Below are 12,813 nucleotides of genomic sequence, written 5' to 3'. Positions count from 1 at the left end.
TGCCGCGGTGGGCATTGAGGACGTGAAGCGCGCGGCTCTGGCCCAAGACGTTCCGGGGTTCGTCGATACGCTCGCGGCACTATCGTGCGCCGATGTCTATTGGGGACGCCAGCTGGATGCGGTACGCCACGCCATCGAGCTCGAGAAGCTGCCGTTCCGAGTCCCGGCCGCGGTCGCCCTGTCGGAGAAGCTCTTCTCGGTGGCGGGCGAGGATGCCAGGTGCCTGCTCGACTATGTGATCGACTACCTGCTGCTCGAAGAGGGCCGCCGGACGGATCTACCGGACGCGCTGGCGATTCTCGGGGTCGCCGCGAAGTATTGGGAGTTCACCTCCTACGTCGCGATGGAAGAGCTGGCCGCGACCGTGCTCGAGGCGGGCGGCACACCCCCGGCGAGGTCGTGGCGGTCATGCGGCGGACCGCCACAATCGAAGGACATCGGTCCTTGAAAAAGTTCGTGGCCGGCCTCGATCAGCCCTTGCTGAATCGAGGCGACGCATGGGCGGACCGGGCGTTGGCCGATCTGTCGGCAGGTGACGCCGACTGGCACGAACTGGTAGCTCACGCGGCTGACGTGACCTGGGACGCTCTCCCGCCCACGTGGGCAGCCCCCACCCCCGAGTGGGAGCAGGAGGGCCACCGGCTGCTGGTGACGATCGGCCCGGACAGGGCACGTGAGGTCATCCTCGGCTGGCTGACGCTGGCCCACCTGCCGCGCGCAGTTTCGCTTCGCGACCGGACGGGATACGGCCGCGAGCAGCGTGGCGACCTGTACAACTCCATGGTGTTGCGCCGGCTGGTGTGGCTGCTGGGCTTGTTGCCGCCCGACGAGCAGCTGACCCGCGGCCTTGCCGACGCCGTGGAAGCCAACTTGCGCAAGGTTCCCGGCGGGCCGCGCAACCGGCCGGTGGCCGAGGGCGCCGTCCACGCACTGTCCCGCCTTACCGGCACCGAGGCAGGTGTGGAGGCCGTGGCCCAGTTGGTGCGCCTCGCGGCGCGGGTCACCCACAAGCCCACCGCGCAGCAGATCACCGCGGCGATCGACGCCAAAGCGTCGGCACTGCAAGCAACCCGCGAGCAGGTGCTGGAGTTCGCGGTGCCCTCCTTCGGCCTGACCGAGGTCGGCCGGCGTGTGCAGCGTTTCGGCGAGGACCCCGGCGACACCGGCATCCTGCGAATCGAGGGCACCAGCGCGGCCGTCGAGTGGCGCAACGGCGCCGGCACGTCCATCGGGTCGCCGCCCACGGCGGTGAAACAGGGCCTTCCGGAGCAGCTCAAGCAGTTCCGCGAGTCGGCCAAGGAGCTGGGCAGGACGTTGCCCGCCCTCACTTCGGCTCTGCAACGCCAGCTCAGCGCCCGGCAACCCTGGCGCTATGGCACCTGGCGCGTCCTGGTGCTGGACCATGTCGTCGTCGGCGCCCTGGCCCGTGGCCTGCTCTGGCGGGTCGACGGCCGCCTTTGCGGCTACGCGGGCGGCGAACTTCACCCCGTCGACGACGCGGTGACGCCACCGCGGGTCGGCGGCGGGGAGCTGGTGCGGCTCTGGGACCCGGCGTCAAGCCCGCCCGGCGAGGTGGCCGCGGCGCGGGAATGGCTCGCGCGCCACGGCGTCACCCAGCCGTTCCCACAGGCGGCATGGTGAGTACCGCCTCGTGACAGGCCGGATGCCATACGGCCCGCCGGTTCTAGGGGCCGGGCACGCCGAGCCGGACGACCCACGGCGGGTACCGCCCGTCGTTGACCCAGCGGACCATGTCGTCGGCCAGCCGACGCAGCCGATGCGGATCGAACTGCTCGACCGGCGCGCCGGGCGCCGAGTCGGCGATCGTGAACACGCGCGACAGGACGCCCGTGCCGCCGTGGCGGACCATCGCCAGCTCCCCGTCCCCGGCGACACCCCACACCGTGCGCGGCGCCTGCCGGATGACGACCAGGCCGAGGTATGCGGTGACCAGCTCCACCGCCACCCGGCGCCACGGCTCGAACGCCGCCCTGCCGGACTGGATGTCGATGCACGTCCGAAACCCGTAGAACGACGCTGCGAGTAACGGCGTGGCACCGGCGAACGTCGCTTGCAGACGGTCCGGCGGCTGCCTCAGCCAGGCCCAGAGCTCGTCGAGCGACCGCCGGGATCCGTTCAGACGAGTGCCGGTCACCTCCCGCAGCCGGCTGCTCACCGTGGCCGTGTGCGCCTGCCATGCGGCCAGTGTCGCCTCCTCGGCGACGGTCAGGTGCGGGCTGCTCGCCGTGGTCAGCGGTGGCACACCGAGCCGTTCGACGAGCCGCAGCAGGTGCGGGCGCTGCATCGGCTGGCTGCATTCGAAGTCCTCCTGGTACACCTGCCGCGCCTCGTCGAGCCGGCCGCGGGAGGCCAGCACGCGGGCGTGCAGCCGCCCCTCGTCCATCCAGTACGGTCGGCGGCCGCTCTCGTGGATCGAGCTCTTGACCTGCCACTGGTCCAACATCGCGTCGACGGTGGGCACGGCGTCCAGTGCCGGGATGACGCGATCGGTGACGGCGCTGGTCAGCGCGGCCAGGTCAGCGAGTCCGCCGGTGTAGGACACGACGGTGAAATGCTGCCGGTCAGGCACACACAGCATGACGTCGGCGGTGAGCGCGATCGCATGGTCGTCCCGGCCGCGGCCGAAGTGATGCTCGACGGTGATGACGTGGGTGAGCTCTGCGCCCAGCCCTCGGGTCAGCTGCCGACCGCACCGCTGGTAGCCGTGCGCGGCGACGAGTTCGTAAACCGTCTCGACGGCCTGGTCGGTGGCTGCCATCCACGGACGCCGCTCCGCCGCGGCCACGTCCCACCAGCGCCGTAGCGCCTGGGACAACCGCGCGGCCGGCACTCCGCGGGCGTCGAACTCGATGACCTCCCGCTCGACGTGCTCGACCTTGGTGACACCGGGCAGTGTCGCGAGGAACCCCACCGCGTCGGCCACCAGATCCGCACGGTCGGAGGCGACGCATTCATCGAACACCAGCACGTGCGACATCGAGCCGCCACGGCCGGCCTCGCCGACACTCCAGTCCTCGTCCACGGACGAAGGTTACGCGCGCGACACGACGACCGGCCGGCCGTGCAACCCTGACCGCCGATGTATCAACCTTTGCCAGACCCGCTCGACCGCGGCCCGCACGTCCACGGCGCCCAGCGCTCCGGCGCGGGACGACGTCGTCGACGCGACCGCGGGATTTACGTTCCTCCGCAACCGGCCCCACCGAATGGATCATCCGGATGGTCTTCACCGGCATGAGAACCATCACGACCGCCACCCGCGGTCTTGTCGTCGCCATCCTGATCGCCGTCGTCACGGGATGCGGCGCGGGCACGCCGTCGACGGCGCCGCTCGATCCGAGCGAGGCGGCCCGCCAGCGCGTGATCGACACCGCTGACCTCGACTGCCTGGACGACACCAGCCCGCTGGTCGCGATCACCGACGCCGAGCAGGACATGACGGCCGCGATCCAGGTCGGCACGGGCGACACCGCCGTCGTCCTGCTGCACCAGCTCGACGGCACCGCCTGCCAGTGGTATCCGTTCGCGCTGATCCTGGCGCAGCGCGGCTACCGGGCCCTGGCGCCGGACATCACCTCCCGCGACGCCGTCGACGTCGCCCAGGCCGGCATCGCGCACCTGCGCGCCGGCGGAGCCAAGCGCGTCTTCGTCATCGGGGCCTCGCGCGGCGGCACCGTCGCCCTGGCCGCGTCGGCGGCCACCACCCCACCGGTCGACGGGGTGATCGCCCTGTCCGCCCCCACCGTGTACGACGCCGACGCGCTGACCGCCGTCACGAAACTGGAGGCGCCGACCATTCTCATCGCGGGTGACCTGGACGGCACCTTCGCCGAGCACGCCAGGGAGCTGTACGGCCTGTCGGTCGCCAAGCACAAGAAGCTGCTCATCCGCTCCAGCGTGAGCCACGGCGTGACCCTGCTGAGCGGCGACATCGAGGACACCGTCATGGCGTTCCTCACCGATCCGGCAACCACCGCCGACGCCCCGGATCCCGCGTAGCGGCGCATCCGCCAGCTGGCCGACGCCGGCTCACTGCCCGAGTGGGCCCCGGACGCGGCAATCCTCAACACAGCGGAACCACACGTTCTCCCGCGGTCCACCGGCCGTCGCCCGGAAACGCGCTCGGCGGGCGACGCCGTCTTTGACGAGGCGTCGCACCGAAGCCGACCGCGATGAAAACGTGCCCGCAAGCAGCCTTAGGAGAGCGGCTCATTTGGTCGATGGCGATCTGTAGCCAGGTGGCCGGGAAGTTTTCGTCAGCAGCGCTGTCAGGACCAAGCCGGTCACCAGGCCGGTACCGTGGGAGTCGCCCAGCGTGGCCAGCAGGACTGCGCCGGCCGCCACGAGCGCGACGATGACGCCGCGCGCCAGCCGGGTGTTGCTCACCCGATGCGTCACCATCACCAGCGCGACCGCCGCCGCGCCGGCCATGGTCGCCGCGATCACCCCGGCCACCGCGAAAGCCGCCAGATACAGCGCGAAATGCACGGCGTACAGGAAGGCGGGCAGCGGCGGCGTCCAGCCGCTGCGCCACGTCATGACGGCAAGAGCACCGACCAGGCCGGCGACCGCGTCGGAGGAACCGCCGCCGGTGTCGGCCGGGTGCAGGACCAGCATCAGAATCAAACCGGCCAGGCCGGCCGCGAGGTACAGCACGAGCCAGCGGAACCGGCCGAGCCCGCGTTCCACGGCCATGCCGACCAGTACCAGGCCGAGGGTGTTGTAAGCGAACTGGCCCCACCCCGATGGCTGAACCAGCAGCGCCCCCACCAGCCGCCACCACTGCCCGTCGCGCATGATGCCGGGACCACGCTGCAGCGCGTCGACCACCCCCGGTGCCGTGAGCTGTGCGACGAAGACCAGCGTGGTCAGCGCGGCGACGCCGACGGTGAGGTGGGCGGCGCGGAGCGCCCGCAGTGCCCGCGCCGCCGCGCCGTGCGGCACCGCGTCGGCCGATGACGTCGAGGGCGGGGCGGTCATGGCGCCCATCGTGCCGCATCGCCGCCAGCCGGGGCGTCCATCCGCATCCACTCAGGACGGGCGGCGGGGCGCGACGATGTGATCACCGCGGTCGCGTGGGCCGGTTCGCGAGAAGGCGAGGCGGGGCTTCTGCCCGACCAAGTCTGGGCAGGTGCGACGGGCGCATCGTCTCCATCGCGATGGGACCGACGCCCGCACCATCTGTTTCGGATGGCCGGGCATACGCAGCCGTGCTCGACGTGGTCAATGACGGGGTCGACGCGGCACCCGGCCGTGCCGGCGGCCTACACGGCGCCGACGCCACGGGAAGTGGCGTGTTCGGGATGCGCGAACGGGCGCAAGCGCTGGGCGGCGAACTGTCCGCCGGACCGGACGGCGAGGCGGGGTTCCGGGTGCACGTCCGGCTGCCGTGGCAGGCCGCGTCGTGATCCGGGTCTTGCTCGCCGACGACCAGATGCTGGTGCGGGCCGGATTGCGGGCCATCCTCGACGGGCCGGACATCGAGGTGGTCGCCGAGGCGGGCACCGGCGACGAGGCCGTCTCGCTGACCGCCGGGCTGCTGCTGTGGTGGATCGGCCCGCTGTTCCCGCTCACACTATTCGCACTCGGCGCAGGGCTGATCCGGTCACGTCAACTGCCGGTGGTCGTCGGCCTGTTGATGTGTGCCGGCGCGATCCTGTTCCCCGCCAGCCGCATCCCCCGCATCGAGTGGATCGCCCACATCGTCGACCTGCTGCTTCTGGTGCCGTTCGCGATCGCCGCCCTGCACCGTCGGCCTGCGTCCACTGTTTGACGGGTCGGCGCGGTGGCTTCGAGACCGTCAACCAAGATCGTGCCTACGTCCGCGGCATGGCCCTAACACCGCTGACATCCCAGCCCTCCCCCGTTATGTTCGTGTCCAGCTTAGGCAAGTCGCCTGCCAGCGCCGCCGCCACCTCTGCGGCCGCCGGAGAGCAGACGGCGGCTTGCGGTGGGGTCAGCCCCACCGTGCCGGGTCGGTCCAGCACCATCGATCGTGCTCGAACCTATGCCTAGCGTCGCTGGCATGGCTGATGACACACCCGCCCTGGCAGTCCAGGGCCTCACCAAGCGACACGGCAGCGGGGCCGGTGCCGTCGACGCCCTCGTCGGCATCGACCTCGCCTTCGCGCGCGGCACCTTCACCGCCGTCATGGGCCCGTCCGGCTCCGGCAAGTCGACCTTCCTCGCCTGCGTGGCCGGGCTGGAGCGGCCGACATCCGGCCAGGTCCTGATCGAGGGCACCGACGTCACTCACTGGACCGAGGCCAGGCGGACGCGGATGCGCCGCGACCGCATCGGCTTCGTGTTCCAGGACTTCAGCCTCATCCCCTACCTGACCGCGGCGGAAAATGTGGCGCTGCCGGCGCGCCTGTCCGGCCGGCGGGCCCAGCCGGAAGCCATCAGGACAGCGCTGGCCCGGGTGGGGCTCGAGAACCGGGCAGGGCACCTGCCGGGCGCCCTTTCGGGAGGCCAGCAGCAGCGCGTCGCCGTCGCCCGGGCGCTCGTCACCGGACCCACCGTGCTGCTGGCCGACGAGCCGACGGGTGCACTGGACAGCGCGACCGCGCGCAAGGTGCTGCAGCTGCTGCGGGCTGCCGTCGACGACCTGGGACAGACGACGGTGATGGTCACCCACGATCCGGTCGCGGCGTCGTATGCCGACGATGTCGTCTTCCTGGTCGACGGCCGGGTGGGCGGCCGGATGGCCGCGCCGAGCGTCGACGCCGTCGCCGCGCAGCTGGCCCACCTCGACCAGCTCACCGGAGTGGCACGATGACGGCTCTTGCGCTGCGCTCGCTACGGCACCGTCCCGCGGCCGCCGTCGCGACGTTCATGGCCGCCCTGCTCGGCACCGCGCTGATGGCGTCGTTCGCCACCCTGGTCGAGTCGGCCCTCAGCGCGCACGACGACGACCGCGAGCTGCTCATCATCATGGGTGGCATTGTCGGCGGCTGGGCCGCGCTGATCGTCTTGTTCTCGGTGGCGTCGACGGTCGGCATCGTCGCCGGGCAGCGGACCCGCGAGGCCGGCCTGCTGCGGACCATCGGCGCGACGCCGCGGCAGGTGCGGGCGCTGATCGTGTACGAGGCCGGCGTGGTGGCGCTGCTCGCGGCGTCGGCCGGGGCCGTCGTCGCGTCGATCGGCGGGCCTGCCCTGTTCGCCGCCCTGCAGCGGGGCGATCTCATCACGGCGGCTTCGGAGTATGCGGGCGGGCCTGCGTCGCTCTCGACCGCTGCGGGCGCGGTGGTGCTGGTAGGCACGGTCGCGGCCGGGATCGCGTCCCGCCGCGCCACCGGCGGCCCCGCGGCGTTCTCCCCGCGGCAGGCGGAGGTGTCGGCGCTTCCCCTGCGCCGGTGGCGGATCCTGGTCGGCGGCCTACTGGTCGCGGTCGGCCTGGCCTCGGCCGTCGTCACCGTCACCGTCACCGGCAAGGCCGGCGACGCCTACGCCGCGATGCAGACGTCAGGATCGGCGTCGATCGTGGTAGGCGTCGGTCTGGCCACGCTGGCGCCAGGGCTTCTGCGGCTGCTCGCGACACCGTTGCGCCCGCTGCTGGCCCGGTCCGGCAGCGGCCACCTGGCGGCGGCGAACACGACACGGCGGGCCCACCTGCTCGCCGGTACGCTCGCCCCGGTCATCGTGCTCGTCTCCACCGCTGTCGGCACCCTGCTGATGATCGGCATCGACGACCGTACGCTCACCGCTGCGGGAGATCCCGAGGGTGTCGGTGGCACCATCACGATGATCAACTCTGTGGTCATCGGAATGATCTGCCTGTTCGCCGCCATCATGGTGGTGAATGCGGCTGTCGCCGTCGTCGCTCACCGTCGCACCGAGCTGGACCGGCTCTGGCGGCTCGGCGCCACGGCGGGCCAGCTGCGCAGCAGCATCGTCCTGGAGGCGGCGGTCGTGGCGTTCGTCGGGATCCTGCTGGGACTGCTGGGGTCGACGGCGACGGCGGTGCCGTACGCGATCGTTCGGCAGGAAGGGGTCGTGCCCGACGGTCAGCTGTGGCTGCCGCCGCTCATCGCACTCGTCGCGGCGGCGCTGACGATCGGTGCCGCCTGGGGCGCGCAGCGCCGATCAGCCCGGTGAAATACGCTGCCGCTGTGGAGGCACCGAGGACCTGGCTGGCGCCGCTGCTCGCGGCGCCCGCCGGCCTCGGCCGGTCCGGTGTCGTCGAGCGCCTGCGCCTCACGGTGCTGTCGGCCGGCCACGCGGCAGCGGGGATCGCGGCGCTGGTGCTGGCGCTGCTCATGACCGGTTCGTTCCCAGCCCTGCTGTCCGTGACCGGCCTGCTGATCCTGTGGCTGGCCGTCCCGCTGGCAGCCCACCTGACGCAAGCGCACCGGTCCGTCGCGGCGCGGCTGCTGGACGAACCCGTCATCGCCCGGTACGCCGACACCACCGGCAAGAACCCGGTCACCGCCATGACCGTGTGGATCCGGGACCCGGCGCGGTGGCGGGACTTCGCCTTCTGCTGGTTCTCCGGCACGGGTGGCCTGCTCATGTCACTCGTGCCGGTGGTGTTCCTCGCAGGACCGCCGGTCCACGTCATCATCGGCCTCGCGCAGGGCGACTGGCTCTGGTTCACCGCCGCCGCCGCCATGTGCGGACCGTCGTTGCTCGTCTGGTGGCTGCTCACCGTGCCGATGGTGCGCGCACGCCTGCACGCGGACCGGGCCATCCTCGACCACTCACGCGGCGAGAGGCTGCGGGAGCGGGTCGACCAGGTCGTCAGGTCCCGCTCCGCGACGGTCGACCACAACGAGGCCGAACTGCGCCGGATCGAGCGCGACCTGCACGACGGCGCGCAGGCCAGGATCGTCGCCGCGGGCATGAACGTGGGACTGGCCGAGAAACTGGTGCACACCGATCCCGACACGGCCGTCGCGCTGCTGCGGGAGGCGCAGGACACCACCATCAGCGCGCTGGAGGATCTGCGCACACTCGTACGCGGCATCCACCCGCCGATCCTCGCCGACCGCGGACTCGTCTCGGGTATCGAGGCGCTGGCCATCCCGATACCCATCCCGGTCACCGTCGCGCTGCGACTGCCCCGGCTCGCCCCACCGGTCGAGTCGGCGGCCTACTTCGCCGTGGCCGAGTGCCTCGCGAACGTCGCCAAGCACGCGCACGCAACCCGGGCCTGGGTCGTCGGCGACCACGACGGCGACACCCTGCGGCTGACGGTCGGCGACGACGGCCGGGCCGGCGCCGACCCCGGTGGAACCGGACTGGCCGGAGTGGCCCGCCGGGTGGCCGCCTTCGACGGGACCCTGACCGTGACGAGCCCCGCGAGCGGCGGGACCGAGGTGCGTATGGAGGTGCGGTGCCGGGCGATCTGAAGGCACTTGTCGCGGAGGACCAGATGCTGCTGCGCGTGGGTCTGACCAGGATCCTGGAGGCCGGCGGCGTCACGGTCGTCGCGGCGGTCGGCACGGCCGACGCCCTCGCCGAGGCATTGGGGCGCGACGACGTGGACATCGCGATCGTGGACGTGCGGCTGCCCCCGACGTTCACGACCGAGGGCCTCAAGGCGGTCGTCACGGCGCGCTCGGCACGACCCGGCCTGCCCGTCGTCGTGTTGAGCCAGTACGTGGAGCCGCTGTACGCACGCGAGTTGCTGGCCGCGGGCACCGGATCGGTGGGCTACCTGCTCAAGGACCGGGTCGTCGACGTAGACGGCTTCGTGGCGGCCGTACGCCAGGTCGCCGCCGGCGGCACCGTCCTCGACCCGGAGGTGGTGGCCGGACTGCTCAGCGCCCGCCCGCTCGACCGCCTCACCGACCGGGAGCGGGAGGTGCTCACGCTCATCGCCGAGGGCAGGTCGAACGCCGCCGTCGCCACCCGCCTCTACGTCACCGAGAAGGCAGTCGACAAACACATCAACAACATCTTCACCAAGCTCGATCTCCCGCCGGCCCCCGACGACAACCGCCGGGTCCTCGCCGTGCTCGCCTGGCTCAACGCCGCGTGACCGCGCACGGCCGGCCCGACCGCAGATCAATGCCTGGTTCAGCGGTGGACACGAAGTTCTCCGGACATGGCGTGCAGCAGCGACCCAACGGCGCGAGTCAGGTCCGTCCTGCTTTCGGCCGTGCCGGGCGGCGGGGCGGTGATCGCACCCGCTCCCGCGAGGCGGTCGAACAGCAACCCGTCGACGCAGGCGACGAAGTGGTCGCCGGCCCGGTCGGGATCGCGGGCTCCGGCTGCCGCGAGCAGTGCGCGGGCCTGGGTGCGGGAGGCGGCGCCGTGGCCGAGGATGTCGCGCAGCTCGGGGTGGTGGGTGGCTTCGAGCAGGCACGCGTACCGGGCCAGGGAACGGTCGCGGCCGGTGGTGAGCCAGGTGGAGCGGGCTCCACAGTTCCGCGAGGTCGGTGCGGGCATCACCCTGATGGCCAACGGCCTGCGCGGGCTCGACGCGCTCGGCGCCGGCGACGCGGTCCGTGCCGCCGGTTCGACCGACGCACTCGGCGGCACCCGCGACGCCGACGGACGCTGGATCTCACGTGTCGACGGCGACGCGATGACCCGCCTGCTGGGCACCACCACACTCGGCATCCACCGCGCAGACCTGCACGCGGCCCTATGCACCCAGCTGCCGGCCGACTGCCTCATGACCGGCGCCGAGGCGGTGGAGCTGACACCGGGCCCACGGCCACGGGTGGCCTACCGCCACCGGAACGAACTGGTCACCCGCGACGCCGCCCTGATCGTCGGCACCGACGGCCTGTACAGCGGCGTGCGCACCCCGCTGTTCCCCGGCCATCCCGGACCCGTCTACTGCGGTTCGACCGCCTGGCGCGGCGTCACCACCCCGCCCTGGAACGGCGAGCGCGCAGCCGCGATCACGTGGGGACCGGGCGCGGAATTCGGCATGGTGCCGCTCGGCGGCGGCCGCGTCTACTGGTACGCCGCGATCAACGCCCCCGAGAACCAGCACGTCGACAACGAGGCCGCCGCGGTGCGGGCACGGTTCGGCGGCTGGCACGCGCCGATCCCCGCACTGCTCGACGCCACCGATCCCGCCGCGGTGATCCGCACCGACCTGCGCCACCTCGCCACGCCGCTGCCGTCGTACGCGCACGGGGCGGTCGCGCTGCTCGGCGACGCCGCGCACGCCATGACGCCGTTCCTCGGCCAAGGGGCGAACCAGGCCATCGAGGACGCCGCGGTGCTCGCCGCGGTCTGCGGGCCCGGCGACCACGTGCCGACAGCTCTCGCCGAGTACGACCGGCTGCGCCGCCCGCGCTCGCAGCAGGTCGCCCACGCCGCGGCGCAGATCGGGCGGATCGGTCAGCAGCTGAGCAATCCGCTGGCCGTGGGGCTGCGCAACACGCTGATGCGGCTCACACCGCCGCAGATGGCACTGCGGTCGATGGCCCGCTGGGCCGACTGGCACCCGCCCTCGTCTCGGCCATCGGCTGGTCGTTCCGTGTGACGGCCAGCCGGCCAGCCGACCGACTCTTGCCGTGTGGGTTGCCATGGGTGCCGCCGCTTCACGCCGGCCCCTTTTCCTGCATGCGACCACAGAGCAATCGATGCCATAACTCCTTCCACGACAATTCTTTGCGGATCGCAACGAATTCAGCAAACGAAATGTGTTATCAGGCCCCGTCATAAACGGTCGCAGTCAACACTGTCTGCATTAGGAGAAGTCAGCGAGCATCCACAAGAAATCCGTATGACCTCGAACAACTGCTGCCTCATCTCGATTTCGGCCGACGGATCGGCATTAGATCGACGCTCGTCCTTGTCCATTTGGGAGCGCTCCCGTAACATATCCGACACGATTGTCAGCGGTCACCGATCATTGTTCCCAGAATGCGCTGGCCGACTACTCGTCAGGAGTGCGCCAATGGCAAAACCGAGATCAATCATTGTCAGTCTGGTATCGGCCGGTGTCGCGTTGCTGACGTCGGTGACGGTCCTCGTGGCGTTGCCCGCCGGTGCCGCAGCCGCGGGCTGTTCGGTGAACTACGCCGTGTCGTCGCAGTGGCAGGGCGGATTCGGCGCCAACGTGTCGGTCACCAACCTCGGCGATCCGCTCACCGCATGGACGTTGACGTGGTCATTCAGCGCCGGGCAGACGGTCACGCAGGCGTGGAACACGTCGCTGACGCAGAGCGGCTCGGCGGTGACCGCGAACAACATGAGTTACAACGGGTCCGTCCCGACCAACGCCATGGTGTCGTTCGGGTTCAACGGATCCTGGACGGGCAGCAATCCGGCGCCGTCGAGCTTCGCCATGAACGGCGTGACGTGCACCGGCGGCGTGACGCCGACGACTTCGCCGACCGCGTCGCCGTCCGCCAACCCGTCGGCGCCGCCGTCGCCGTCGCCGTCAGCATCGCCGTCGCCTTCGACATCGCCGTCGCCGCCCAGCACGTGCACGCTTCCGTCGAGCTACCGCTGGACGTCGACGGGTGTGCTGGCGACCCCGAAGTCGGGCTGGGTCTCGCTCAAGGACTTCACCACCGCCCCCTACAACGGCAGGCAACTCGTCTACGCCACCACCCACGACAACGGATCGACCTGGGGCTCGATGAACTTCAGCCTGCTCACCAACTGGTCCGACATGGCCTCGGCCAGCCAGAACACCATGTCGTCCGCCACCGTCGCACCGTCGCTGTTCTACTTCGCCCCCCGCAACCTCTGGGTCCTCGCCTACCAGTGGGGCGGACCCGCCTTCTCCTACCGCACCTCCAGCGACCCCACCAACCCCAACGGCTGGTCCTCCCCGCAGACCCTGTTCTCCGGCACCATCTCCGGCTCCGGCACCGGACC

14 protein-coding genes are annotated in these 12,813 nt (G+C 71.4%); 11 read left to right on the top strand and 3 right to left on the bottom strand.

What is annotated here, in order from left to right; translation table 11 throughout:
• Positions 1-7 precede the first annotated feature (7 nt).
• Together F9C41_RS00070 and F9C41_RS00065 are read left to right on the top strand one after the other, a co-directional pair.
• On the top strand, positions 8-448 hold the full coding sequence (locus tag F9C41_RS00070; RefSeq protein WP_155384515.1) for a hypothetical protein: 441 nt from the start codon (positions 8-10) through the stop codon (positions 446-448).
• On the top strand, positions 445-1,641 hold the full coding sequence (locus tag F9C41_RS00065) for a DUF4132 domain-containing protein (protein ID WP_155384514.1): 1,197 nt from the start codon (positions 445-447) through the stop codon (positions 1,639-1,641). The genes F9C41_RS00070 and F9C41_RS00065 overlap by 4 nt, the downstream gene beginning before the upstream one ends.
• A gap of 43 nt (positions 1,642-1,684) precedes the next feature.
• Here the strand turns inward: F9C41_RS00065 and F9C41_RS00060 are convergent, their stop codons facing one another.
• Positions 1,685-3,043 (bottom strand): hypothetical protein, encoded by a 1,359-nt coding sequence (locus F9C41_RS00060; protein WP_155384513.1) that lies wholly within the window; start codon positions 3,041-3,043, stop codon positions 1,685-1,687.
• A 212-nt stretch (positions 3,044-3,255) separates the two neighbouring features.
• Between F9C41_RS00060 and F9C41_RS00055 the strand changes: the two genes are divergently transcribed.
• The gene (locus F9C41_RS00055; protein WP_155384512.1) at positions 3,256-4,020 is read left to right on the top strand and encodes an alpha/beta hydrolase family protein; all 765 of its coding nucleotides are present in this window, start codon (positions 3,256-3,258) and stop codon (positions 4,018-4,020) included.
• 210 nt (positions 4,021-4,230) lie between these two features.
• Here F9C41_RS00055 and F9C41_RS00050 read toward each other — a convergent pair whose 3' ends face one another.
• Entirely contained in the window at positions 4,231-5,001 is a 771-nt protein-coding gene (locus F9C41_RS00050; RefSeq protein WP_155384511.1) for a rhomboid family intramembrane serine protease, read from the bottom strand.
• Between the two features lie 230 nt (positions 5,002-5,231).
• Between F9C41_RS00050 and F9C41_RS00045 the strand changes: the two genes are divergently transcribed.
• The 6 genes from F9C41_RS00045 (at position 5,232) to F9C41_RS00020 (ending at position 10,003) form a co-directional block, all read left to right on the top strand.
• Complete coding sequence (locus F9C41_RS00045; protein ID WP_155384510.1) at positions 5,232-5,429, top strand: sensor histidine kinase; 198 nt, start codon at positions 5,232-5,234, stop codon at positions 5,427-5,429.
• Positions 5,426-5,794: a response regulator transcription factor gene (locus tag F9C41_RS42105; protein WP_407924654.1), complete on the top strand. Its 369-nt coding sequence runs from the start codon at positions 5,426-5,428 to the stop codon at positions 5,792-5,794. Before F9C41_RS00045 ends, F9C41_RS42105 begins: the two co-directional genes overlap by 4 nt.
• 252 nt (positions 5,795-6,046) lie before the next feature.
• Positions 6,047-6,799 carry an ABC transporter ATP-binding protein gene (locus F9C41_RS00035; RefSeq protein WP_155384509.1) on the top strand — a complete coding sequence of 251 codons (753 nt, stop codon included), beginning with the start codon at positions 6,047-6,049 and terminating at the stop codon, positions 6,797-6,799.
• Positions 6,796-8,118 (top strand): FtsX-like permease family protein, encoded by a 1,323-nt coding sequence (locus F9C41_RS00030; RefSeq protein ID WP_155384508.1) that lies wholly within the window; start codon positions 6,796-6,798, stop codon positions 8,116-8,118. The genes F9C41_RS00035 and F9C41_RS00030 overlap by 4 nt, the downstream gene beginning before the upstream one ends.
• A 14-nt stretch (positions 8,119-8,132) precedes the next feature.
• A complete protein-coding gene (locus F9C41_RS00025) occupies positions 8,133-9,371 on the top strand; it encodes a sensor histidine kinase (protein WP_230689161.1) in 1,239 nt (412 codons plus the stop codon).
• Positions 9,368-10,003 (top strand): LuxR C-terminal-related transcriptional regulator, encoded by a 636-nt coding sequence (locus tag F9C41_RS00020; RefSeq protein WP_155385340.1) that lies wholly within the window; start codon positions 9,368-9,370, stop codon positions 10,001-10,003. Before F9C41_RS00025 ends, F9C41_RS00020 begins: the two co-directional genes overlap by 4 nt.
• 38 nt (positions 10,004-10,041) lie before the next feature.
• Here the strand turns inward: F9C41_RS00020 and F9C41_RS40995 are convergent, their stop codons facing one another.
• A complete protein-coding gene (locus F9C41_RS40995) occupies positions 10,042-10,413 on the bottom strand; it encodes a hypothetical protein (protein ID WP_230689160.1) in 372 nt (123 codons plus the stop codon).
• Between F9C41_RS40995 and F9C41_RS00010 the strand changes: the two genes are divergently transcribed.
• Together F9C41_RS00010 and F9C41_RS00005 are read left to right on the top strand one after the other, a co-directional pair.
• Positions 10,373-11,467 carry an FAD-dependent monooxygenase gene (locus F9C41_RS00010; protein WP_230689159.1) on the top strand — a complete coding sequence of 365 codons (1,095 nt, stop codon included), beginning with the start codon at positions 10,373-10,375 and terminating at the stop codon, positions 11,465-11,467. The genes F9C41_RS40995 and F9C41_RS00010 overlap by 41 nt on opposite strands.
• Positions 11,468-11,884: 417 nt before the next feature.
• Positions 11,885-12,813, top strand: a 929-nt coding sequence (locus F9C41_RS00005) for a non-reducing end alpha-L-arabinofuranosidase family hydrolase (RefSeq protein WP_196279544.1), incomplete at its 3' end; no start/stop codon positions are given.

This window comes from Catellatospora paridis (assembly GCF_009720365.1).
Classification (GTDB): domain Bacteria; phylum Actinomycetota; class Actinomycetes; order Mycobacteriales; family Micromonosporaceae; genus Catellatospora; species Catellatospora paridis.
Note: the sequence above shows the minus strand (reverse complement) of the source record. Positions and strands in the feature narration are given on the sequence as shown.

Excerpts from the sequence above, each read along its gene's own strand:
- F9C41_RS00055 (WP_155384512.1), top strand. The coding sequence starts at position 3,256 with ATGAGAACCATCACGACCGCCACCCGCGGTCTTGTCGTCGCCATCCTG.
- F9C41_RS00050 (WP_155384511.1), bottom strand. The coding sequence starts at position 5,001 with ATGACCGCCCCGCCCTCGACGTCATCGGCCGACGCGGTGCCGCACGGC.
- F9C41_RS00035 (WP_155384509.1), top strand. The coding sequence starts at position 6,047 with ATGGCTGATGACACACCCGCCCTGGCAGTCCAGGGCCTCACCAAGCGA.
- F9C41_RS00030 (WP_155384508.1), top strand. The coding sequence starts at position 6,796 with ATGACGGCTCTTGCGCTGCGCTCGCTACGGCACCGTCCCGCGGCCGCC.
- F9C41_RS40995 (WP_230689160.1), bottom strand. The coding sequence starts at position 10,413 with ATGCCCGCACCGACCTCGCGGAACTGTGGAGCCCGCTCCACCTGGCTC.